The 22,967-nt window shown below is 54.7% G+C and carries 21 protein-coding genes; 19 read left to right on the plus strand and 2 right to left on the minus strand.

From position 1 onward, the window contains the following. The first annotated feature begins 80 nt into the window (after nucleotides 1–80). The 16 genes from ACIQZK_RS02850 to ACIQZK_RS02925 are packed head-to-tail and all read left to right on the plus strand — an operon-like array spanning nucleotide 81 to nucleotide 15,285. Nucleotides 81–260, plus strand: coding sequence for a hypothetical protein (locus ACIQZK_RS02850; RefSeq protein WP_183940609.1), 180 nt, complete (start codon nucleotides 81–83; stop codon nucleotides 258–260). Further along, nucleotides 253–921 (plus strand): complex I 24 kDa subunit family protein, encoded by a 669-nt coding sequence (locus ACIQZK_RS02855; protein WP_397574817.1) that lies wholly within the window; start codon nucleotides 253–255, stop codon nucleotides 919–921. The genes ACIQZK_RS02850 and ACIQZK_RS02855 overlap by 8 nt, the downstream gene beginning before the upstream one ends. Then, nucleotides 921–1,058, plus strand: coding sequence for a hypothetical protein (locus ACIQZK_RS02860; protein ID WP_333569405.1), 138 nt, complete (start codon nucleotides 921–923; stop codon nucleotides 1,056–1,058). The genes ACIQZK_RS02855 and ACIQZK_RS02860 overlap by 1 nt, the downstream gene beginning before the upstream one ends. Then, nucleotides 1,058–2,353, plus strand: coding sequence for an NADH-quinone oxidoreductase subunit NuoF (nuoF, locus tag ACIQZK_RS02865; RefSeq protein WP_397574818.1), 1,296 nt, complete (start codon nucleotides 1,058–1,060; stop codon nucleotides 2,351–2,353). Before ACIQZK_RS02860 ends, nuoF begins: the two co-directional genes overlap by 1 nt. Before the next feature lie 2 nt (nucleotides 2,354–2,355). After that, the gene (nuoG, locus tag ACIQZK_RS02870) at nucleotides 2,356–4,356 is read left to right on the plus strand and encodes an NADH-quinone oxidoreductase subunit NuoG (protein WP_397574819.1); all 2,001 of its coding nucleotides are present in this window, start codon (nucleotides 2,356–2,358) and stop codon (nucleotides 4,354–4,356) included. Next, nucleotides 4,353–5,399 (plus strand): NADH-quinone oxidoreductase subunit NuoH, encoded by a 1,047-nt coding sequence (gene nuoH / locus ACIQZK_RS02875; protein ID WP_397574820.1) that lies wholly within the window; start codon nucleotides 4,353–4,355, stop codon nucleotides 5,397–5,399. The genes nuoG and nuoH overlap by 4 nt, the downstream gene beginning before the upstream one ends. Then, the gene (nuoI, locus tag ACIQZK_RS02880) at nucleotides 5,396–5,884 is read left to right on the plus strand and encodes an NADH-quinone oxidoreductase subunit NuoI (RefSeq protein ID WP_183940622.1); all 489 of its coding nucleotides are present in this window, start codon (nucleotides 5,396–5,398) and stop codon (nucleotides 5,882–5,884) included. Before nuoH ends, nuoI begins: the two co-directional genes overlap by 4 nt. A 12-nt stretch (nucleotides 5,885–5,896) precedes the next feature. Then, nucleotides 5,897–6,517 (plus strand): NADH-quinone oxidoreductase subunit J, encoded by a 621-nt coding sequence (locus ACIQZK_RS02885; RefSeq protein ID WP_306062091.1) that lies wholly within the window; start codon nucleotides 5,897–5,899, stop codon nucleotides 6,515–6,517. After that, nucleotides 6,514–6,819 carry an NADH-quinone oxidoreductase subunit NuoK gene (gene nuoK, locus ACIQZK_RS02890; protein ID WP_125230259.1) on the plus strand — a complete coding sequence of 102 codons (306 nt, stop codon included), beginning with the start codon at nucleotides 6,514–6,516 and terminating at the stop codon, nucleotides 6,817–6,819. Before ACIQZK_RS02885 ends, nuoK begins: the two co-directional genes overlap by 4 nt. 6 nt (nucleotides 6,820–6,825) lie before the next feature. Beyond that, on the plus strand, nucleotides 6,826–8,862 hold the full coding sequence (gene nuoL / locus ACIQZK_RS02895; RefSeq protein ID WP_397574821.1) for an NADH-quinone oxidoreductase subunit L: 2,037 nt from the start codon (nucleotides 6,826–6,828) through the stop codon (nucleotides 8,860–8,862). Next, nucleotides 8,862–10,421, plus strand: a complete 1,560-nt coding sequence (locus tag ACIQZK_RS02900; RefSeq protein WP_397574822.1) for an NADH-quinone oxidoreductase subunit M — start codon at nucleotides 8,862–8,864, stop codon at nucleotides 10,419–10,421. The genes nuoL and ACIQZK_RS02900 overlap by 1 nt, the downstream gene beginning before the upstream one ends. A 2-nt stretch (nucleotides 10,422–10,423) precedes the next feature. Further along, the gene (gene nuoN, locus ACIQZK_RS02905; protein ID WP_397574823.1) at nucleotides 10,424–11,866 is read left to right on the plus strand and encodes an NADH-quinone oxidoreductase subunit NuoN; all 1,443 of its coding nucleotides are present in this window, start codon (nucleotides 10,424–10,426) and stop codon (nucleotides 11,864–11,866) included. Continuing rightward, nucleotides 11,833–12,579, plus strand: a complete 747-nt coding sequence (locus ACIQZK_RS02910; protein WP_397574824.1) for a biotin--[acetyl-CoA-carboxylase] ligase — start codon at nucleotides 11,833–11,835, stop codon at nucleotides 12,577–12,579. The genes nuoN and ACIQZK_RS02910 overlap by 34 nt, the downstream gene beginning before the upstream one ends. Nucleotides 12,580–12,590: 11 nt before the next feature. Beyond that, nucleotides 12,591–13,373, plus strand: coding sequence for a type III pantothenate kinase (locus tag ACIQZK_RS02915; RefSeq protein ID WP_397574825.1), 783 nt, complete (start codon nucleotides 12,591–12,593; stop codon nucleotides 13,371–13,373). Beyond that, nucleotides 13,373–15,016 (plus strand): ribonuclease J, encoded by a 1,644-nt coding sequence (locus ACIQZK_RS02920; RefSeq protein WP_397574826.1) that lies wholly within the window; start codon nucleotides 13,373–13,375, stop codon nucleotides 15,014–15,016. Before ACIQZK_RS02915 ends, ACIQZK_RS02920 begins: the two co-directional genes overlap by 1 nt. After that, complete coding sequence (locus ACIQZK_RS02925) at nucleotides 15,013–15,285, plus strand: DUF1467 family protein (protein ID WP_397574827.1); 273 nt, start codon at nucleotides 15,013–15,015, stop codon at nucleotides 15,283–15,285. The genes ACIQZK_RS02920 and ACIQZK_RS02925 overlap by 4 nt, the downstream gene beginning before the upstream one ends. A gap of 3 nt (nucleotides 15,286–15,288) precedes the next feature. On the opposite strand, the gene ACIQZK_RS02930 is transcribed toward ACIQZK_RS02925, so the two are convergent. Then, entirely contained in the window at nucleotides 15,289–17,577 is a 2,289-nt protein-coding gene (locus tag ACIQZK_RS02930) for a hypothetical protein (RefSeq protein WP_397574828.1), read from the minus strand. A 150-nt stretch (nucleotides 17,578–17,727) separates the two neighbouring features. On the opposite strand from ACIQZK_RS02930, the gene ACIQZK_RS02935 reads away from it, so the two are divergent. From ACIQZK_RS02935 to ACIQZK_RS02945, 3 genes are read left to right on the plus strand one after another with little or no spacing between them, the layout of a single operon-like run. Further along, on the plus strand, nucleotides 17,728–18,954 hold the full coding sequence (locus ACIQZK_RS02935) for a hypothetical protein (protein ID WP_397574829.1): 1,227 nt from the start codon (nucleotides 17,728–17,730) through the stop codon (nucleotides 18,952–18,954). Nucleotides 18,955–19,010: 56 nt separating this feature from the next. Beyond that, the gene (locus ACIQZK_RS02940) at nucleotides 19,011–19,961 is read left to right on the plus strand and encodes a hypothetical protein (RefSeq protein ID WP_397574830.1); all 951 of its coding nucleotides are present in this window, start codon (nucleotides 19,011–19,013) and stop codon (nucleotides 19,959–19,961) included. Beyond that, complete coding sequence (locus ACIQZK_RS02945; RefSeq protein WP_397574831.1) at nucleotides 19,958–21,304, plus strand: sensor histidine kinase; 1,347 nt, start codon at nucleotides 19,958–19,960, stop codon at nucleotides 21,302–21,304. Before ACIQZK_RS02940 ends, ACIQZK_RS02945 begins: the two co-directional genes overlap by 4 nt. Here ACIQZK_RS02945 and ACIQZK_RS02950 read toward each other — a convergent pair whose 3' ends face one another. Beyond that, on the minus strand, nucleotides 21,305–22,591 hold the full coding sequence (locus ACIQZK_RS02950) for a citrate synthase (RefSeq protein ID WP_397574832.1): 1,287 nt from the start codon (nucleotides 22,589–22,591) through the stop codon (nucleotides 21,305–21,307). It lies immediately after the preceding gene. Nucleotides 22,592–22,967: the final 376 nt, after the last annotated feature.

Genomic DNA, 22,967 nt, shown 5'->3' on the forward strand with positions numbered 1-22,967 from the left:
GCAGTTCACATTTTTAATCAAGCGGACACGACCGCGATCTTGGGCGCGCTCGACATCGTGTTTGGGGAGTGTGACCGGTAATGACGCGGGAAGTGCTTTTTCTAGCGAGCGCTGCATTGGGTTCCATCGCGATGGTTGCGGCTTATCTGTGGCTGTTCCATGGCGAAGTTTCGATCAAGGAAGTTGGTTCGACCGCTGCTGCCATGATGTTTGGCGCATATTTGGGACGTATTTGGGGACGGAACGAAGCACATGGCTGATGCAGCACACACTCCAAACGAAGCGGATGCACGCGCCCAATTTGGCGCCTTTGCGTTTTCAGCTGAAAACAAGAAGACCGCCGACATGTACATCGGACGCTATCCTGCCGGACGTCAGCAGTCTGCGGTGATGGCTCTGCTTGATCTGGCGCAACGTCAGGTGGGCGAAGAAACACAGACGCAAGGATGGCTGCCGGTTCCCGTGATCGAATATGTCGCAAGCTATCTCGGTATGCCATATATGCGCGCATATGAAGTTGCGACCTTCTACACGATGTATAATCTCGCGCCCGTTGGCCGTTTCCATGTGCAAGTTTGCGGCACAACGCCATGCATGCTGCGTGGGTCGGACGATATCATGGCGGCATGTAAGAACAGGGGCCTCGTCAAAGGCGCAACAACACCCGATGGCATGTTCACGCTGAACGAAGTTGAATGCATGGGCAATTGCGCCTCTGCACCGATGGTTCAGATCAACGACGATAATTACGAAGATCTCGATTACGACAGCATGACCGCCATTTTGCAGGACTTGTCGGATGGCAAACAACCAAAGGTCGGTACGCAGCTGCCCGGACGCCACACCGTTGAACCTTATGGCGGCGCTACGACATTGCAGGCGATGGTTGATAAGAACCATGATTATCGGGGGGAGCATTGATGGAATTTCTCCCCCTCATCGGCGTTCTTGTGGCTGCGTTCGTGGCATGGAAACTGCTCAAGGGCATAATTAAACTTGCCGTCATTGGGCTTTTGATTGCCGGCGGCGCATGGTTTCTTCTTGGAGGTTGGGGCTGATGCTCGCTGACAAAGACCGCATTTTTACCAACCTTTATGGCTATCAAGATTTCGGCCTGAAAGCTGCGCAGGCGCGCGGCGATTGGGATAAAACCGCCAATCTGATGAAGGCCGGACAAGACGCCATTATCGAAGAAGTGAAGGCATCCGGGCTGCGTGGTCGCGGTGGCGCTGGCTTCCCGACGGGTATGAAGTGGAGCTTCATGCCCAAGACACCGACGCCCGAACGTCCGAACTTCCTCGTCATCAATGCCGACGAATCCGAACCCGGTTCGTGCAAAGATCGCGAAATCATTCGCCACGATCCGCACAAGCTTATCGAAGGCGCGTTGATCGCCGGTTTTGCGATGCGCGCGCGTGCGGCCTATATCTACATTCGCGGCGAATATATTTTCGAAGCAAAGGTCCTCGAAAAGGCTGTTGCCGAGGCATATTCAGCAGGGCTGCTGGGTAAGAATGCCGCCAAGTCCGGTTATGACTTTGACGTGTTCGTCCATCGCGGCGCAGGCGCCTATATCTGCGGCGAAGAAACCGCGATGATCGAAAGCCTTGAAGGCAAAAAGGGGCAGCCCCGCCTTAAACCGCCATTCCCTGCAGGCGCAGGTCTGTATGGCTGCCCAACGACGGTGAACAATGTCGAGAGCATTGCTGTCGTTCCAACAATCCTGCGTCGTGGCGCGGCGTGGTTCAAAAGCTTTGGCCGCGAGAACAACCATGGTACGAAGCTGTTCCAGATTTCGGGCCATGTTGAAAAGCCATGCGTCGTCGAAGAAGAAATGGGCATTCCGTTCCGCGAGCTGATCGAAAAGCATTGCGGCGGTATTCGCGGTGGTTGGGATAATCTGCTCGCCGTCATCCCCGGCGGTTCGTCGGTGCCGTTGGTGCCTGCGGCCATGATGATGGACGTACCCATGGATTTTGATGGCTGTAAGGCAGTCGGTTCAGGACTTGGTACCGCGGCGGTCATCGTTATGGACAAGTCGACAGACATCGTTCGCGCAATCTCGCGCCTGTCCTATTTCTATAAGCATGAAAGCTGCGGCCAATGTACGCCATGCCGCGAAGGCACTGGCTGGATGTGGCGTGTTATGGAAAAGATGCGCACCGGCAATGCCGAGATTGGCGACATTGATACCCTGTACGACGTCACGAAGCAGGTTGAGGGCCACACAATTTGTGCGCTTGGCGATGCCGCTGCGTGGCCAATTCAGGGCCTCATCAAGCATTTCCGTCCGGAGATGGAACGCCGCATCCATGAAGCCAAGGGCGATGATATGTTGGAGGCAGCAGAATAATAATGCCTAAAGTCACCGTAGACGGTTTAGAAATCGAAGTTCCTGCAGGCGCGACTGTGCTTCAGGCGTGTGAGATGGCGGGGAAGGAAATTCCGCGCTTTTGCTATCATGAACGGCTGTCCATTGCGGGCAATTGCCGCATGTGCTTGGTCGAGGTTGCCCCAGGGCCGCCAAAGCCACAAGCAAGCTGTGCGCTGCCCGCCACCGAAGGGCAGATCATCAAAACCGACAGCCCTATGGTCAAAAAGGCACGCGAAGGTGTGATGGAGTTCCTGCTCATCAATCATCCGCTGGATTGCCCGATTTGCGACCAAGGCGGTGAATGCGATTTGCAGGATCAGAGCGTGGCTTATGGTCGCGGCGCATCGCGTTTCGACGAAAACAAGCGTGCGGTGACCGAAAAATATATGGGCCCCATCGTCAAAACGGCGATGACGCGTTGCATCCAGTGCACACGTTGCGTCCGGTTCACGGAAGAAGTCGCTGGCATCGAAGAAGTCGGCGCGATTGGCCGCGGCGAGAATATGCAGATCACGACCTATCTGGAGCACGCCATGCAGAGCGAGCTTTCAGGCAATGTCGTTGACCTGTGTCCGGTGGGTGCGCTGACGTCGAAGCCTTATGCTTTCGAAGCACGCCCGTGGGAGTTGAAAAAGACACCAAGCATCGACGTGATGGACGCGGTCGGCACCAACATCCGCCTCGATAGCCGGGGCAGGGCCGTATTGCGCGCGCTTCCGCGCATCAATGATGATGTGAACGAAGAATGGGCGTCGGATAAGACACGCCATGCCGTGGATGGTCTTACGCATCGTCGTTTGGACAAGCCCTATATCCGCAAGGATGGAAAGCTTGTTGCAGCCAGCTGGGCAGAGGCGTTTGACGCAATCAAGGCCAATTGGTCCGGCGATGCTGCGGTCATCGCGGGCGATCAGGTCGATTGCGAAACGATGTTTGCGGCGCGTGCCCTTGCAGGCGCGTCCATGCTTGAGGGCCGTCAAACGGGGCTTGCTTACGATACGTCGTCGCTGTCGGCTGTAAACTTTAACACCACCATCGCGGGCATCGAAAATGCGGACGTGATTTTGTTGGTCGGTAGCGACCTGCGCCGCGAAGCACCTTTGGTGAACACGCGTATCCAAAAAGCCATCCGTAAGCGCGGTGCAAAGGTGTTTGCTATCGGTCCAGTGACGGATTTGACCTACAAGGTTGAATGGCTCGGCGACGATTTGAGCGCGCTGGCCAAGGCGCCAAAGGCTCTTGCTGATGCATTAAAGACCGCAGAACGCCCCGCGATTATCGTGGGTGGCGGTGCGCTGCGTTATGAAGGCGTCCATGGCGCGGCATTGGCTTTTGCGACGAAGTATAAGCTCGTCCGTGATGGCTGGAATGGCTTTAACGTGTTGCACTTTGCGGCAGCGCGCATGGGCGGACTGATGCTTGGATATGCGCATGATGGCGGTATCAAGGCGTTGGCGGCCAAGGCGCCCAAGCTGGCGTTTTTCTTGGCGGCTGATGAGGCCGATTACAGCCTGTTTACTGGCAGCTTCAAAGTTTATGTCGGCCATCATGGCGACAATGGCGCGCATCATGCCGACGTCATTTTGCCAGGCGCAGCGTATAGCGAAAAGTCGGGCACCTACGTAAACCTCGAAGGCCGCGTGCAGCGCGGAGAACGCGCCGTGTTCCCACCCGGTGATGCGCGCGAAGATTGGGCGATATTCCGCGCCTTGTCCGACTTGCTAGGCAAGCGTTTGCCGTTTGACAGCCTTGAGGCGCTCCGCGTTGAAATGTTCAACGCTGTGCCCGCATTGGGCGTCGAAGGCCTTGCCGATTATGGCTGGTCTGAACCCACATTGCCGTCAGCCGTAAATGGCAAGATCGCGGATTATCCGATTAAGGATTTCTACCTGACCAACGCAATCTGCCGCGCGTCGGAAACGATGCAACGGTGCTCGGCGGAACTGGTGCACGGCACGCAATATCTGGAGGCAGCGGAATGACATCCTTCTTCCAAACCCTTGGGATGAGCTACGAAGCCGCATGGTTAACCGCAACCATCGCGGGCATATTGCTCATTGCATTGCCGTTGATGCTGGCCGTCGCGCTGATCATTTATGCTGAACGCAAATTGTGGGCGGCCTTTGCACTTCGCCGTGGTCCCAACGTGGTTGGTCCCTTCGGCGTCCTTCAGTCGTTCGCTGACGGGCTTAAGGTGTTTCTGCAGGAAACAATCATCCCCAGCGCGTCGAACCGCGGACTGTTTCTGATCGCGCCGATTATTACCTTCACCGTCGCTTTGATGGCATGGGCGGTTATTCCGTTTGCAGACGGCGTCGTGCTGTCCAATATCAATGTTGGCTTGCTCTACATTCTCGCGATCAGCAGCCTTGGCGTCTATGGCGTGGTCATTGCCGGTTGGGCCTCCAACTCGAAATATCCGTTTTATTCCGCGATGCGTGCGGCGGCGCAGATGATTTCGTATGAAGTCTCTATTGGCTTTATCCTGATCTGCATTGTGCTTTGGGCCGGTACATTCAATGTGGGCGGCATTGTTGAAGGGCAGCGGGGCCATATCTTTGGCTTTATAAACGCTTATGCGTTCAACCCGTTGCTGTTCCCAATCGCTATCATGTTCCTCATCAGTTCAATGGCTGAAACCGCGCGCGCCCCCTTCGATTTGACGGAGGCCGAGAGCGAGTTGGTTGCCGGATATCAGACCGAATATTCGTCAATGGCGTTCGCTTTGTTCTGGCTGGGCGAATATGCCAACGTGCTTTTGATGTGCGCGCTTAATGCCATTCTATTCTGGGGCGGATATTTGCCGCCAGTGGATTGGGCTCCATTATATGCCGTTCCCGGCATCATTTGGTTCTTTGTCAAAATCCTTTTGATGTTCTTTGTCTTCGCATGGGTGAAGGCGACTGTACCGCGTTACCGTTATGACCAATTGATGCGTCTGGGTTGGAAAATATTCCTGCCAATCTCGCTGTTCTGGGTGTTTCTGGTGAGCGGCTATCTTATGTTCACAGGACATTTCGCATGACCACCATCGCGCATCTCATCAAAACCTTTACCCTTTGGGAATTCGTCAAGGCGCACTGGTTGACCTTGCAATATTTCTTCAAGCCAAAGGCGACGATCAACTATCCGTTCGAAAAGAACCCGTTGAGCCCGCGTTTTCGCGGAGAGCACGCTTTGCGGCGCTACCCCAATGGGGAAGAACGGTGCATTGCGTGTAAGCTTTGCGAAGCGGTGTGTCCTGCATTGGCAATCACCATTGAGTCAGAGCCACGCGAAGACGGCAGCCGCCGCACCACGCGCTATGACATCGACATGACGAAGTGCATCTATTGCGGTTTCTGCCAAGAAGCTTGCCCAGTGGATGCGATTGTCGAGGGGCCAAACCTCGAATTTGCAACCGAAACACGCGAGGAATTGTTTTATGACAAGGCCAAGCTTCTCGACAACGGCGCGAAATGGGAACGGGCAATTGCCGCGAACCTTGCCGCCGATGCACCCTATCGTTAAGGGCGGCCCATCGTGATCCAACTCGTCTCCTTCTATATTTTCGCAAGCATCGTCATCGCATCTGCCGCGATGGTCATCTTTGCGCGCAATCCCGTGCACAGCGTGCTGTGGTTGATCGTCGCGTTCTTTAACGCCGCTGGCCTGATGGTTCTGATCGGCGCTGAGTTTATCGCGATGCTACTCGTCATTGTCTACGTTGGCGCAGTCGCCGTGCTGTTCCTATTTGTGGTGATGATGCTCGACATCGACTTCGCCGAACTGCGCGCAGGTTTTGTGAAAAACGTTCCGCTTGGCTTGCTACTCGCCGTTGTGCTCGCCGCAGAGCTCGTGTTGGGCATTGGCGCGTATCAGGCGGGGGCAGTCACATTGGGCACGCCAGAGGCGGGCGCAGCTACTGTGTCGGCGGCTGTTCCGAATATCGAAGCTATTGGCGGTCTGTTGTACAGCAAATATGTGTTCATGTTTGAAACCGCAGGCCTCATTCTTTTGGTCGCAATGGTGGGCGCGATTGTTCTTACCCATCGTAAGAGCCATGGCACCCGGGGCCAAAGCATCAGCAGCCAGGTACAGCGCCGTCCCGAAGACGCGACGCGCAATGTCAATCAACCGGTAGGGCAGGGGATCGAGTTGTGATTGGTATCGAACATTATCTTGTGGTGAGCAGCATTCTGTTCGTCATGGGTGTGCTGGGGATTTTCCTGAACCGCAAAAATGTGATCATCATCTTGATGGCGATTGAGCTGATTCTGCTGGCGGTAAATATCAACCTCGTGGCGTTCAGCGTCTTTCTTGGCGACCTTACGGGCCAGATTTTCGCGATGTTCGTGCTGACGGTGGCTGCTGGTGAAGCGGCCATTGGCCTTGCCATATTGGTCATCTACTTCCGTGGCCGGGGCACCATTGCCGTTGACGATGTCAACCGGATGAAGGGATAACATCCAGTGACTTCGATCCATATCATTGTTTTTCTTCCGCTTTTGGCTGCGCTTGTCGCGGGCCTTGGCCAACGCTTTATTGGCGCGGTCGCATCTAAGACCATTACTACAGCCGGCCTGTTCACTGCGTCCTTGCTGAGCTGGCCGATTTTTATCGGTTTCCTCAACGGCAGCGAAACCGCGTATGTCGCGCCGGTGATGAACTGGGTCCAGTCGGGTGATTTGTCATTCGATTGGGAATTGCGTGTCGATGCGCTGACCGCGGTGATGTTGGTGGTCATCACGACCGTATCTGCGCTCGTCCATCTGTATAGCTGGGGCTATATGGAGGAAGACCCCGATCAGCCGCGCTTTTTTGCGTATCTGTCGTTGTTCACCTTCGCGATGTTGATGCTCGTGACCGCCAACAATCTCGTCCAAATGTTCTTTGGTTGGGAAGGGGTTGGTCTCGCGTCCTATCTGTTGATTGGTTTCTGGTACAAAAAGCCGAGCGCGAACGCCGCGGCGATCAAGGCATTTGTCGTGAACCGCGTGGGTGACCTTGGCTTCATGCTGGGTATCTTCGGCGTGTTCTGGCTGTTTGGCACGGTTTCCATTCCGGACATTTTGGCGGCGGCACCGGACAAGGTGGGATCGAGCATTGGTTTCCTTGGGTTCCGCGTCGATACAATGAGCTTGCTGTGCATATTGTTGTTCATCGGCGCGATGGGCAAATCAGCGCAGTTGGGCCTACACACATGGCTACCTGACGCGATGGAAGGTCCGACACCTGTGTCGGCGCTTATTCACGCGGCGACGATGGTAACCGCCGGTGTGTTCATGGTTTGCCGCCTATCGCCATTGTTTGAAACCAGCCAGTTTGCGCTCGATGTTGTAACGATCGTTGGTGCGACAACGGCCATTTTTGCAGCCACCGTTGGTCTGGTGCAAACCGACATCAAACGCGTGATCGCTTACTCAACATGCTCGCAGCTTGGATATATGTTCTTTGCCGCGGGCACCGGCGCATATGGCGCGGCGATGTTCCATTTGTTCACGCACGCATTCTTTAAGGCGTTGTTGTTCCTTGGCGCGGGCTCTGTCATCCACGCGATGCATCATGAGCAGGACATGCGTTATTATGGCGGCTTGCGGAAACATATCCCGCTGACCTTCTGGGCGATGATGGCGGGCACGTTGGCGATTACCGGCGTTGGTATTGTTGGCGTGGGCGGTTTCGCTGGCTTCTATTCCAAGGATGCGATCATCGAAGCCGCATTTGCGAGCCACTCGACCTTCCATATGTATGCGTTTGGCATTGGCGTTCTGGCGGCATTGTTGACCAGCTTCTACAGCTGGCGCCTGATGTTCCTCACATTCTTCGGAACGCCGCGTTGGGCGCAGTCGGAGCATATTCAACATGCGATGCACGATCATGGGGATCATGACGATCATGCGCATGATCATGCCCACGACGCGCACGGTGACGGCACCGCTGGCTACCATCCGCATGAAAGCCCGTGGCCAATGCTTATCCCGTTGGGTGTGCTAACATTGGGCGCAGTTTTCGCAGGTTTTGTATTCCACGGAGGTTTCATTGACGCCGAAACCGGCAAGGTATTTTGGGCGAACAGCACATTGTTCTTCAATGAACATTTGATGCACGCCATGCATGAGGTGCCGTTGTGGGTGAAGCTGTCATCGACAGTGGCCATGCTGACCGGCTTGGTGGTTGCCTATGTGATGTATCAACAGTCAAAGGATGCGCCGCAGCGTTTGGCGACTGCCTTTGCGCCATTGTACCGTTTCTTCCTGAACAAATGGTATTTCGACGAGCTGTATGATGCGGTCTTTGTCCGCCCGGCCTTTTGGTTTGGACGCCTTTTCTGGAAGCAGGGCGACATTGGCATTATCGACCGGTTTGGGCCAAATGGTTCGGCTGCTGTCGTTTCCTTTGGCAGCAAACTCGCGGTTAAAATGCAGTCGGGTTATCTTTATACATATGCGCTGGTGATGCTTTTGGGCCTTGTCACAGCGGTTAGCTGGATGATGGTGAGAACATAATGAACGCCGCAGATATTCCTGTCCTGTCAATCATGCTCGCCATCCCGATGGTGGCGGCGGCATTGTGCTTGTTCGTTCGTGCTGAACTGGCGCGCCCGATTGCGCTTGTTGCGACCCTCGTCAACTTCATCCTCGGTGTGGTGCTGTGGATCAGCTATGATCCGGCGGGTGCGCAGTGGCAGTTTACCGAAAGCGCGCAATTGTTCGGCCCGATTGGTTGGAAGCTGGGCATTGATGGTATTTCGTTGACGCTCATCATGCTGTCGGTGTTCCTGATGCCGATTTGCATCGGCGCCAGCTGGAACAGCATTCAGAAGCGTGTCGGCGAATATATGGCGGCCTTCCTGTTGATGGAAACGCTGATGATTGGCGTATTCGCGGCGCAGGATTTGTTGCTGTTCTACATCTTCTTCGAAGCTGGTCTGATCCCGATGTATCTCATCATCGGTATCTGGGGTGGTCAGGACCGCATTTACGCGTCGTATAAGTTCTTCCTCTACACCTTGCTTGGGTCGGTAGTGATGCTGATCGCGATGTTGTGGATGATCCAGTTTGCCGGCACCGCAGACATTCCGACTTTGCTCAACACAGATTTCCCTGTGCAGGCGCAAACATTATTGTGGCTGGCATTCTTTGCATCCTTCGCCGTCAAGATGCCGATGTGGCCCGTGCACACATGGCTTCCCGATGCGCACGTTCAGGCGCCGACTGCAGGTTCAGTCATTCTGGCTGGCGTGTTGCTGAAAATGGGTGGCTACGGCTTCCTGCGTTTCTCTTTGCCGATGTTCCCAGAGGCGAGCGCAAACTTCATTCCTTTGGTCTTCGGCCTGTCGATGGTCGCGGTTGTCTACACATCGCTCGTGGCGCTGGTGCAGCAGGATATGAAGAAGCTGATCGCATATTCGTCGGTTGCCCACATGGCGATTGTGACCGTTGGCCTCTTTACGTTTAATCAGCAGGGTATTGAAGGTGCGATTATCGTGATGCTCAGCCACGGTTTGGTGTCGGGCGCGCTCTTCCTGTGCGTGGGCGTTATCTACGACCGTCTGCACACGCGTGAAATCAGCCGTTACGGCGGCATCAGCGTGAATATGCCCAAATATGCATTGCTGTTCATGCTATTCACCATGGCCAGCGTCGGCCTGCCCGGAACAAGCGGTTTTGTCGGAGAGTTTCTGAGCCTCGCGGGCGCTTATAAGGTGTCCACATGGGCCACGCTGATCGCGACAACGGGCATCATCCTTGGCGCTGGATATATGTTATATCTCTATCGCCGGATCGCATTCGGGCCGCAGGTCAATGCAGACGCAGCCGCGATGCAGGATATTGATTGCCGCGAAATGTGGCTGCTCGCACCGATTGCCGTCGTTGTGTTGTGGATGGGCGTATATCCCGAAACATTCCTTGCACCCATTCGCCGCGATGTAGCAACAATTGTTGATCGTATTGAACGGGCCGCTCCAGCTGGTGACAGCAAATTGATGGCCGTCGACCCGACTACAGCGCGCTTTCGCGTTGTTCATGAACCTAAAAAAGACGTGGCTGAGGGGAGCCATTAATAATGGAACTTACTGCTTCGCTCTCCTTGGTGCGTCCTGAGATCATTCTCAGCTTCTCCGCGCTTGCCTTGCTTTTATTGGCTGCCTGGATGGATCAGGCCGGACGCCTTATCAGCATATTGGCTGTTGCTGCCTTGGGTGCTGCCGCTGCTTTCACTGTCAGCGCGCTTGGTTCGGGGTCCAGCGCCTCGGCCTTTGATGGTTTGATGGTGAATGATGCTTTCGGCAATTTCTCCAAGCTGCTGATTTACATTGCCGCGGCTGTTTCCCTGACCATTGCCCCGCGTTTCTTGGAGAAAGCGGGCGCAATGCGCGCTGAATATCCGGTTCTTATCGTGCTTTCCTGTGTTGGCATGGGCATTATGGTATCGGCGACAGACCTGATTTCATTATATATCGGTCTGGAGCTTCAGAGCCTTTCGGCCTATGTTCTCGCAAGCTTCGTGCGCTCTGATGGCCGTTCGGCCGAAGCTGGGCTGAAATATTTCGTCCTTGGCGCGCTTGCGAGCGGTATGCTGCTTTTCGGTGCATCGTTGGTTTATGGCTTTGCCGGTTCGACCAACTTTGCCGCAATCGGCCTTGCGATGGACAAGGAAGTCGGTCTTGGCTTGATCTTTGGTATCGTGTTCATCCTATCCGGATTGGCATTCAAGATTAGTGCCGCGCCATTCCACATGTGGACGCCCGACGTTTACGAAGGCGCCCCCACGCCCGTCACCGCATTTTTTGCGAGTGCGCCAAAGGTTGCGGCGATCGCTTTGTTGATGCGCGTTGTGCTTGAGGCATTTGGTTCGCAGGTGCTCGTGTGGCAGCAAATCATTATTGCGGTGGCGTTGATGTCGATCATCATCGGTGCGGTTGGCGCAATCGGCCAGCAAAACTTGAAACGCCTGATGGCGTACAGCTCGATCAACAATGTGGGCTTCATCCTGATCGGTCTTGCCACCGGAACCGAGCAGGGCATCGCCGCCATGCTTGTATATCTGACGATCTATGTCGCCATGACCTTGGGCGGCTTTGTGTGCTTGATGCAATTGAAGGACAAAGACGGCAACTATCGGGAAGAATTTTCCGATATCGCTGGCCTGTCCAAAACCCGCCCAGCACTTGCCGCGGCTTTTGCCATCTTCATGTTCAGTCTCGCGGGCATTCCGCCATTGTTCGGTTTCTGGGGTAAGCTGGTGGTATTCAATGCTGCTGTCGCCGCCGGCCTGCTGCCATTGGCCGTCATTGGGATTTCGGCTTCGGTTATTGGTGCATTCTATTATCTGAAGGTTGTCAAAGTGATGTACTTTGATGATGCGGCAGATGTGATCGCCGAAAGCGATGACAAAGTGCTTGTCTGGACTGGTGGCATTCTTGCCGCGGCCAACTCACCACTTGGGTATTTTGCCATTCCAGCGCTCGGCGTTTGGACAGTGGTTGCGGCAAAGGCGCTGTTCTGACGCTGATATTCGAAGAGGTTGCGCTCACAGGGTCAACGAACGCGGATTTGTTGACGCGCGCGGCGCAGGGTGCACCGGAAGGTTTATGGCTTCGCGCGGATGCGCAGGACGGCGGCAGAGGCCGTTTGGGCCGCAGCTGGGAAAGCCCAAAGGGCAATGTGTTTGCGAGCACCATCGTTCGTTTGCGCGATACCGACCCAGCGCCAGCCAGTCTGGCATTTGTAACGGCATTGGCGGTGTTCGACGCGATCCGACAAATCGCGCCGCATGTTGAAATTTCCCTGAAGTGGCCAAACGACATCCTTTCGCGCGATTGTTCGAAATTGTGCGGGATATTGCTGGAAAGATCGGCCGATGCGGTTGTTGTCGGCATTGGGCTGAACCTGATCTGGCATCCGGAAAATCTTGATCGCAAGGTGTCCGACTTGCGTGCGCTTGGCGCGACACCGCCTGACGCGCAGTCGAGCGTGGAAATCATCGCCGATGCCTTTGCCGGTTACCTCGCGATCTGGCGGCTGTCGGGTACGGGCACGATTATCCGTCAGTGGGAAGAAAACGCGCATCCGCGTGGAACAGCGCTGTCGGCGCGATTGCCCGATGGCGAAGAATTGCATGGGCTTTTCCAAGGCTTGGACGATCAAGGTGCGCTGCGGCTTAGCTTGGCGGACGGCGCAATTCGTGCCATTCATGCAGCAGATGTTTTTCTAGTTTAAAGGGGTGGGCGATGTTGCTCGCAATAGACACAGGCAATACCAACGCGAAGTTTTCTTTGGTCAATGACAGCGGAGAGATATTGCACCGCTGGCGCATCGCCACAGATGCGCGCCGCACGGCCGATGAATATGCGGTGTGGCTGGATCAGCTCATCCAAATGGCGGGGTTCAAACGTTCGGATATCGATGCGGTCATTATCGCAACCGTCGTGCCGCGCGCGCTGCACAATTTACAGCTTTTGGCGACACGCTATTTTGGGTGTGAAGCACTTGTTGCCGGGCGCGGGTCTGTCGCATGGGGCATTCAGTTGCGTGTTGCTGAACCGCAATCAGTGGGCGCAGATCGCGCCGTGAATGCCATTGCAGCCCACGCGCTAGCAGACGGGCATAAGATCGTGATCAGCTTCGGCACGGCGACGACCTTTGATTATGTTGGCCCCGATGGGTCTTACCACGGCGGAAGCATCGCGCCTGGCGTTAATCTGTCGCTCGATGCTTTATATGGCGCAGCGGCGATGCTGCCGCGCATTGCAATCGAACCGCCGCCAAATGAAAGCGTCATTGGCACAACCACTGTTGGACAAATGCAGATTGGCATCTATTGGGGCTATGTGGCAATGATCGAGGGAATGATTGCCCGAATGAAGAATGAAATTGGCGAACCGGTATCGGTCATTGCAACCGGCGGTTTGGCAATCTTGTTTCAGCAACATGGCCATTTATTTGACCGGGTAGAACCCGATTTGACGCTGCGGGGACTGGCGCTTTTGTACAGGAATAGAGAAAAAACATAATGACGACCCCAAAAAATGAACTGCTTTTCCTTGCTCTTGGCGGGTCAAATGAAATTGGCATGAACGTCAATTTATATGGTTGCGATGGCAAGTGGGTGATGGTCGACCTTGGCCTCACCTTTGCCAATTCAGAATATCCCGGCGTTGACCTCGTGCTTCCAGATCTGGAATTTATCGAGAAGCGCAAAAAAGACCTTTTGGGCATCGTCCTGACGCATGGTCATGAAGACCATATCGGCGCCGTTGCCTATTTCGCCGCGGACCTCGGCGTGCCGTTGTACGCGACGCCGTTCACTGCAACGCTCATTCGCGGCAAGCTTGAGGAAGAGGGCATTGCCGATATTGTGGAGCTGAATGTCATTCCTATGGAAGGCGCATTCTCCATGGGGCCGTTCGATTTTAAATTTGTAACGCTGGCGCACTCCATTCTTGAAATGAGCGCCTGTTTGATCACCACGCCATATGGCAAGGTTTTCCATACGGGCGACTGGAAGCTGGACGAGCGCCCTGTGTTGGGAAGCCCAAGCACCGCCGACGCGCTAACTGCGATTGGTGACACAGGCATATTGGCGATGGTGTGCGATTCCACCAACGTCTTCAATCATGAATATAGCGGCAGCGAAGGCAGCGTGAAGGATGACCTGCTAAAGTCCGTCAAGGCCGCGAAGGGCCGGGTGGTTGTCACGACATTCGCCTCCAACGCGGCGCGATTGCAGACTTTGGGCGAAGTTGCGCGCGAGAGCGGGCGTACCTTGTGCTTTGCCGGTCGGTCGTTGCACCGGATCCTTGAGGCTGCACAGGCCAATGGCTATTTGAAAGACTTGCCCAAAACCATTGATATGGAAAGCGTAGATAGCCTTGCGCGCCACGAAGTCATGGTTGTTGCAACAGGTGGGCAGGGCGAGGCCCGCGCAGCGTTGGCCCGCATTGCCGAAGGAAACCATCCGGTGAAGCTGGAGGAGGGTGACACCGTCATCTTCTCGTCCAAGCAGATACCGGGCAATGAAATCGCCATCGGCATCATTATGAACAAGCTGGCCGAACGCAACATTCTGACGGTGACGGAAAAGCAGGCACATGTCCACGTATCGGGTCACCCGGGTCAGCCGGAACTTGCCGCGTTATATGATTGGATCCGCCCTGAAATCCTCGTCCCAGTGCATGGCGAGCGCCGGCATATGGCAGAGCAAGCACGTTTCGCGCGCGCGCATGGCGTTCCAAAGGCTGTCGTGCAGTCCAATGGTGATGTCGTGCGTTTGGCACCCGGCGAACCGAAGACAATTGGCAAGGAACGGACTGGGCGTCTCATCCTCGATGGTGACACGATCATTGCTGCCGACGGCGCAACATTGAATGAACGTCGGCGTCTGTCGTGGTACGGATTGATTTCAGTCGCGTTTGCGCTTGGTGCGAATGACAAGTTGCTGGGCAGCCCGGAAATCCGTTTGCATGGCGTTCCCATCGAAGAAGATCTGGATGATTTTATCGATGAAGCCACGACCGCTGCCGTAAAGGCGATTAAGGACAATCGCGGTGATTATGAAAAGCTCCGCGAGACCGTTCGTTTGGCCGTTCGCCGTGTAGCCGTCAGCTGGACGGGCAAAAAACCGATTGTTGATGTGATGATATTGGAGACCGCATGAGCTGGACATCAATTATAGCGATTTACTTGCTTTTTTGGGTGATGACCGCGTTTGTCATCCTGCCCATAGGCGTGCGTACGCATGACGAATTGGGACTGCCCAAGGTGCCGGGACAAGCGGATAGCGCACCCGGGAACTTCCAACCCCGCATCATAATTTTGCGGACAACATTGTTATCCGCAGCATTGTTCGCGCTATATTATGCCAATTATGTCTATGGCTGGGTTGACCGCCACAGTTTTGACTGGCTGATAAACCGGCCTGCTTAAGGCTTATTTCCGAAGCCGTTCGATCGCTTGGGCCAGCGCAACATATAGCTTGCCGATATCGGAAGACAGGAGCGTTACGCCAATGGCGTTGCCATCTCTTGTGCTGAGCAACAGGCGCATGATGCCTTCAAAGTCATGCACATAGCGGTTCACATGTTCGCGGAATTCGCTGTCGTTGCCATAATGATTGGCGATGATCTTTGCTTCTCTTGAATCGATAAGGCGCACGGCACGGCGCGTAAATATGCCTCTGTCGCCCTTGAGATATGATGCCCATGCGGTGTCGGTAATGTCGTTCGACAATATTTTCGCAACATCGATGGCTGTCGAATTCAGCGATTCCGTCAACAAGACCATGCGGCGGGCGAAGCTGTCATCCTGAACCGATTCAAAACTGTTTTTGGTATCGGCAATCCGGCCTTCAAGAGTGGTGGTCATTTCATCCAGCTCGGCCAGTTGCTTGACGACCAGACCGGTCGCCGCTTCGGATAGCTCTACATTGCGTTCGATCGCCTCCTGAACGGCAGCATTCATCGACGCAACTTGCGCATCCAACGCATTGGCCAGCGCCGTCCGGTTCTGTTCGGTGAGCTGCTCAGAAATATGGGCGAGTTCATCATCCAATATCTTCCGGCTGCTTTCCGCTGCAGCGCGGGTGGATTCGCGGACACGCAGCAATGCGGTCACCAGTTGACCATTTGCCTCATCCGACATTTCCTGCAGCAGCGATTGTGTTTGTCGCAGCGACGAGCCAAGTGCATCGACTTGGTCATGGCGAGCGGCAAAATGGGCATCGCTCTGCGTCATGAGTGCGTTCACCGAGTCGCGCTGGGTCGCAATAATCTGCTCCAGCCCGTTCAGCTTCTCAAGCATGCTACCGCTCAATGCCTCGAGCGATTGCGCGTTCGATAGCGCAGATTTTATCTGCGCGACGCCATCGGACAATTGTGCGCTGAGGACATCCATAGATGCAGGAATGGTTTCGCTGATTTCATGGTTCGCTGTGCCCAGCGACGCCAACAGCTTGTGGGACTGTTCGATCAGTTGTTGGGTGACAAGCTGATTGTCTGTCAGTGCCGAACCAACAGTGCGCGTGCTCTCGCCCAAGGCGGATACGGCAAAGGCCAGTTTGGACGTTTGGTCGGTCGCGACGCGGTCAACTTCCGAAATCTGCTGTGCGCTTGAATGAATGTGCGCGCTAATCGTCGCAATCATCGCACGGATGCGCGCTTCTTCTGCGTCGGTCTGGCTACCAATGTCGCCAAGTGCCTTCCGCAAGTCGGAAAGGCTCGACTGCATCTGTTCCTGACTATTGGTGAGGATCGCGCTGATATCGCCCGATGCCTGCGCGATGCCGCTGGACATGGCTTGCGTTGCGCTGTCCATCAAGGTCGCCATTTCGGCGCTCCGATCAAGCGCCTCTGCACTCCGCAGGTCGAGCAATTTTGCACTGCTGGTGAGCGACTGTTCCAATTTGACCGCCATATCGTCGGCGCGCACTTCAACGCCATCGACATAATCGCGAACCGATTTGCCGGCATCGCGAACGCGCTCCAAAGTCGCAATGAGCGCTTTGATCTGCATCTGGGCGTTGTTGCCAGCGCTCCCGATCTGGTTAGTAACATCTTTCGCGGCGCTTGTAACAACCGGCAAATGCTTGCGGAGCTGCTCGAGATTTGTGTTTGCCGACTGGCTTACAATTTCGAGCGTTTTTGCTTTTTGGTCGCTGTCTGCAAGCGCCGCTGTCAGGACCTGGGCTGACTCCATCAATTTCTGCGAGGATTGCCGTCCAAGCGACTCGAGATCGCGTGCATTCTGCGACAAAAACTCGCGGGCCAATGCGATTTCCTCGTTCACGGTGCGCATCCGCTGGCTCAGTAAAACGCTTTCGTTGCGCAACAGTGCCGCAACATTGCCAAATCGGGTTGCTTCCCGGCTGCTGTTGCGCATCACCAGTAACCAAGACACGGCGATTAATAATGCGGGGACGGCCCAAAGCACAATGAGCTCAACAATGCGATTGTTGTTGAGACCTGCTTGCGCCTCGGGCCAATAGGTCACTGCGAAAAACGCGGTCCAGCCGGCAAATGCGAGGATAAGCACTGTCGGTGCAATCCATGCGAAAACACTACGCCGCGGATGTTCAACTTCATACGCATCTTCGAAATCTGCTGTGTCGACAGCATCCGGAAGCGAATCCGCTGTCGCGTGCGTTTCCCCCGCGACATCGTCGTGCGAAGATTGGTCTGAGATATGCTGCGTCAAGCCGACGATTTTTGAACGAGTGGTCATAATCCCTTAAATACCATATTATTTCGACAGAGAAACGTAAACTTAACAGCATGTGTTGTAATCCCGAAAAATGTCGATGGATTATGGCGCATTTGACGCATTTTTGTAGATTATGATTGGCAAAAGACATCTAATCTTCATATCTGGCTTATGGTGACCACGCGCATTCCCGAAAAACTGTCCGTCGCGTTGCTCTCCGTTACCGGCGGCGACGTGTCCGCGGCGCACGCGTCCACGGACAAGCCAAATACCGCGTTGGCGGGCGGTTCGCTCGTAGATTATCAAATTAAAACGCTTTTCCGCGCGGGGATTTCACGGTTTCTCGTTGAAGTGGAAAATATGGACGGGGCAATGTTGGCCTTGGCCGATCAATGGCGCCAGAAAAACGTCCTCGTCGATTTCGTACGCACGGGTTCGGATATTCAGCGTTATTTGAAGCTCGACGACCGCGTTTGGGTGCAGTCTGGGCAGCTATATGTGCAGCCTGACTTTGTCGAAACCCTCTCGAAATCGCCGGATAATTTCGTGGCTACCGTGGACGGGCGCGACGAAAACAGCCTTTTTGAGCGCATCGATTTGAATACGCGTTGGGCCGGTATCTCGATTGTCGGGGCCAGTACGATCGCGACGCTGAAAGATCTCCCCGAAGACTGGAGCATCATTTCTTCGCTGCTGCGGCAGGCCATTCTTGCGAAGGTGCCGTTGAGACTTTTGTCGCAACAACATGTCAACAACGGAACGTTGAACATCGTCCAAGGCCCGCAGGATTTTGTCCAGCTGAACAAACAAATTTTGCGCAGGCGGGTTTTAAGTCAGCCGGGCTTCGTTGAAGCTAGGGTTTTGGGTCCAGTATCCGCCAAATTGGTTCCCATCATATGGCAAAGTCCGGCCGCGCTTAAGATCGTCAAATTTGCTGGACCGATTTTTGCATTGGGCGCTGTGGCGCTGGGTATTTCCGGCTTTGCTTTGGCAACAGCCGGCACTGCATGTGCAGCAGTCGCAACCAATTCTTTGCGTCTTGCAACGACTGACGATCTGAACGGGCAGGGGAAAATGCCCAAGCTGACGGCAGTGACCTTGTCGCTGCTTGTTATCGCGATGTTTGGCGCGTCGTATATGGATACGTCATATACGAATGACGGCCTATTTGCGGCGTTCGCGGTGGCCTCCATCGCATGGATTTGCACGCATGTTATGTTGCCGCGCTGGGCGGATGGGCTTTTGCGGTCGCCAGCCTTGCTGTCCATTTTGGCTTTAGGCGGTACTGTCGGTCTCGGTTTTACCAATGCGCTGCAATGGATCATGGTCGCGCAGCTAAGCGCGTTTATGTTTGCATGCTACGATAGCGGGCCCGATAAAAAGGCCGATCAGCCTTAAAACGCCGTTAACTGAAAAAACCTATAACGGCCGCCACGAACGTTGGTGGTTAGGCTTTGGACGGTTTACTTGGTCCCCAAGATGATTTGCTCTCAATCGCGCGCGTTCATGCGCGCGATGTGGATGCCCTATGCCAAGACGTCGCATCCATTATCTTCCCTTCAGCGGTCCACACACCGTCGGAGGCCACAATAAGCGCAGTTTCGGTCAAACTGCTGCAGATCGTGCGTGACATTGAAGCAAGGCTGCAGGAGGCCAGCCCGAAATCGATGAGCGGCCCATTGCTTGCCCGATCTGGTTTTTTGCGGGAAACCGAAATTGTTGATTTCGCGCTCGCGCGTGTTGCTGAAGATAATTTGATGGCACGGCTTGGGGGTGGTTTTTCCCAATTGGCGGTTGCGTTGCTGGACCATGCAGACAGAAACGTGATCGAAGCGGCACAAGCGTTACTCGCCGCGGATAGCTTGCAGTTGCGATCGCAGGGCCGGTCTTATCTGACGTTGCCCCCAGAGATTTTGCACAAAATGTGCTGGCGGATTGTCGCCGCGCTTGAGCTGTTATCCGGAAGCCGGTCTGATAAAATCATCAACAACGCGCGCGCGTTGATTGCAAGCTATGACGAAGCGCAAACAGCCTCGGCATCGGCCCGAAAAATTGTGCATTTTCTGAGCGACGAAGATCGCACCCCGCTGTCTAACCCACATTATGCGGGGATACACCTTTTCGTGGCCCATCTCAGCGCGGAGCTGAACATCGGGCATGATCATATCCTTCGGTTGATAGATTTTGAGTCTGCATTTCCGATGATGGTCATGTTGGCCGCCGCCGGCCTTCCAAAGCATGCCGCGCTGCAGACGATGATCGATTTGCGATCTCAGATGCTCTCAGCCCGTGAAACAGCGCTGTTTGAGGTTGAGTATACACATTTCACCCCTGAAATGGCCCGCCAGCAACTCAGTGATTGGTCATCTGCCCGGTCGCTATTCTTAAGTTTTGGCAAAACATGAACGGTGCTGCGCCTTTAACACGCGCAATTACAGGCGAGGTGTCGTCTGCGGGTATCTTGCTGCGTGCGGATGACGCGTTGCAGCAGCTTCATATACGGGCAGGCGGTAATCTTGGTGGTACGCTGGCGTGCCCAGCTTTGCTTGGCCTCACGCAAATGGTCGCAGGTCTTCGCATGCGGCTCGCGCGCGCTATCCGCGTTGCGGACGGGCCAGATAATCTTGAACTTTGGGTGGAGGCTGAGCCGTTTAAAAAAGACGTTAAACTTTCCATCTTGAGCTGGCGCAATATTGATAATGTTGCGGCCAAACCAAAGTCGCGGGACATATGGCCTGATCAAGGTGAAGAACCGGTCAGGCTTAGATTTGATCAAGCCTTGCGCCTTGTTGATGCCTGCGGACCAGTTGAAGACCTTGTAAAAAATACCGATTTTGGCTCTTCAGCTTCAATCATACTCGGCAGACTTCTCGATCAGGACGCCCTACCAGCCTTCCAGAATGTTGAGAGGTTTCTCCCGATCAGCCGCCACAGCGTTCGTCTGCTCAACGATGCGAATATGTCGGTGTGGGGGCAGGTTGAACGTGACGATGCAGGGCAGATTTCTGGCTATACGCTGTTCCTTGCGGAAAATGGGAAGGTGGCAGCGGCGGCCTTTACGCAGGCGGATAGATCATCTGCGGGCGCGCTTTTTGGGAAGCAGCTTGTCCCGGTTTTACGGCAACCATTGAATCGTATCGTTACGAATGCGGAAACGATCGGCAGCGAATTGTTGGGGCCGATCCGTGAAAACTATGCCTTATATGCCCGCGATATTGCCAAGGCGGCGCGGCACCTTACTGCCCTTGCTGAGGATCTGAGCGATTTGGAAGCCGTCGAGCGACCGGGCTTTTCGACCGCAAAGGATGATATCGAATTAGGGGACGTTGCGCGGCGTGCTGCTGGTTTGCTGGCGTTAACGGCCGCAGATCACCGCATGACGATCTCGTTGCCTGACGAACAAACACATGTTCCGGCGAAAGCGGAGTTCAGGCGCGTTCTGCAGGTGATGCTGAACCTCATCACCAATGCGATCCGATATTCGCCCGACGGAACTGAGGTTCGGGTGGAAGTCGGCGCCGAAGATGGATTTGCCTATATATCCGTGTCGGACCAAGGTTCAGGCGTTGACGCCGAGTATCACGAACGTATTTTTGCCAAATTTGAGCGTTTGGGACGCACCGGCGACGGCGGAAGCGGCCTTGGTCTCTATATATCGCGCCGCCTGGCACGCGCGATGGGCGGCGATCTCACCGTTGCGGATGCAAAAGGCGGAGGCGCGAAATTCACGCTCCGCCTTCCACAATAATTAACGCTGGGCGAGGCCCGGATATGGGCGGTGGTTTGGCCCCGTGTACAATTGACGCGGGCGACCGATTTTCTGCGCCGGGTCGGAAATCATTTCATTCCATTGTGCAACCCAGCCCACGGTGCGGGACAGTGCAAACAAGACGGTGAACATTTCGGTCGGGAAACCAATCGCCGACAAAATGATTCCGGAATAGAAGTCTACGTTCGGGAACAGCTTCTTTTCAATGAAATATGGGTCATTTAGAGCCATTTCTTCAAGCTGCATCGCAACATCGAAGATTGGGTCGGTAATGTTCAGTTCAGTCAGCACCTCACGCACCGTTTTCTGCATGACTGAGGCGCGCGGATCGTAGTTTTTATACACACGATGTCCAAAGCCCATGAGGCGGAACGGATCGTTCTTATCCTTGGCGCGCTCGATATAATGCGGAATGCGGTCTGGCGTGCCGATTTCGCGCAGCATGTTGAGCGCAGCTTCGTTCGCGCCGCCATGCGCTGGACCCCAAAGGCAGGCGATACCAGCTGCGATACATGCAAACGGGTTGGCGCCCGATGAACCCGCAAGACGGACGGTCGATGTCGAAGCGTTTTGTTCATGGTCGGCATGGAGGATGAAAATTCGGTCCATTGCGCGTTCGATGACTGGGTTCACAACATATTCTTCGGCAGGAACGCCGAAGGTCATGCGCAAGAAGTTGCCGGTGTAGGACAGGCTGTTGTCGGGATAGACAAATGGCTGACCAACCGAATATTTATAGGCCATTGCCGCGATGGTTGGCATTTTGGCAATCAAACGATGGCTGGAAATCATACGATGCGTCGGGTCGCTGATATCGGTCGAATCATGATAAAATGCCGAAAGCGCGCCAACGACACCGCACATGATCGCCATGGGGTGCGCGTCACGGCGGAAGCCGCGATAGAAGGTCGCCAGCTGCTCGTGCAGCATCGTGTGGCGTGAAATCGTGTGGCTGAAATGATCGAGCTGCGCCTTGTTAGGCAGTTCACCGTTCAGCAGCAGATATGATACTTCCATGAAGCTCGACTGCTCCGAAAGCTCTTCAATGGAATAGCCACGGTGCAAAAGAATGCCCTCATCACCGTCAATGAAAGTCAGCGCAGATTCGCAGCTTGCGGTCGACGTGAAGCCGGGATCGAAGGTGAAATGATCTGACACGGCATATAATTTGCGGATATCGATGACGTCGGGTCCTTCCGAACCTTTCATGATCGGCAATTCAAAGCTGTTTTCGCCAACGGTAAGAGTTGCGTTATTATCGGCCATTTTCAAACTCCATACATTCCTACCCGACATGGCGGGCCGCCCCATCGGGCATATTTCCGTTTAAGACACAGAACGTTCAAAACGTCGTTTGCGACTGTTTTCGGTCCTTCAAATGCCACTATTTCATGGGGAGAAAATGGCTTTGTCGTTGGCTAGCCCAATGGTAGGAAATTTAACGGTCGTCAAGGCAAACAATAGCCAAAAATTGGTGCGTTATTTGCCACGCTCCATATTGGTGATAGACAGCGGTTGTGGTGGGGATATCGGACATTTTGACCCTCAACAATATGCCGCGCGTGGGCGGGGGGCATAGGTGGTCCATTGCCCTCGAAAACTGGCTTGATCGGGAGCGTGATCAGCTACCTTTGTGGTTGCC

Source organism: Sphingorhabdus sp. (assembly GCF_044338195.1).
GTDB lineage: Bacteria > Pseudomonadota > Alphaproteobacteria > Sphingomonadales > Sphingomonadaceae > Sphingorhabdus_B.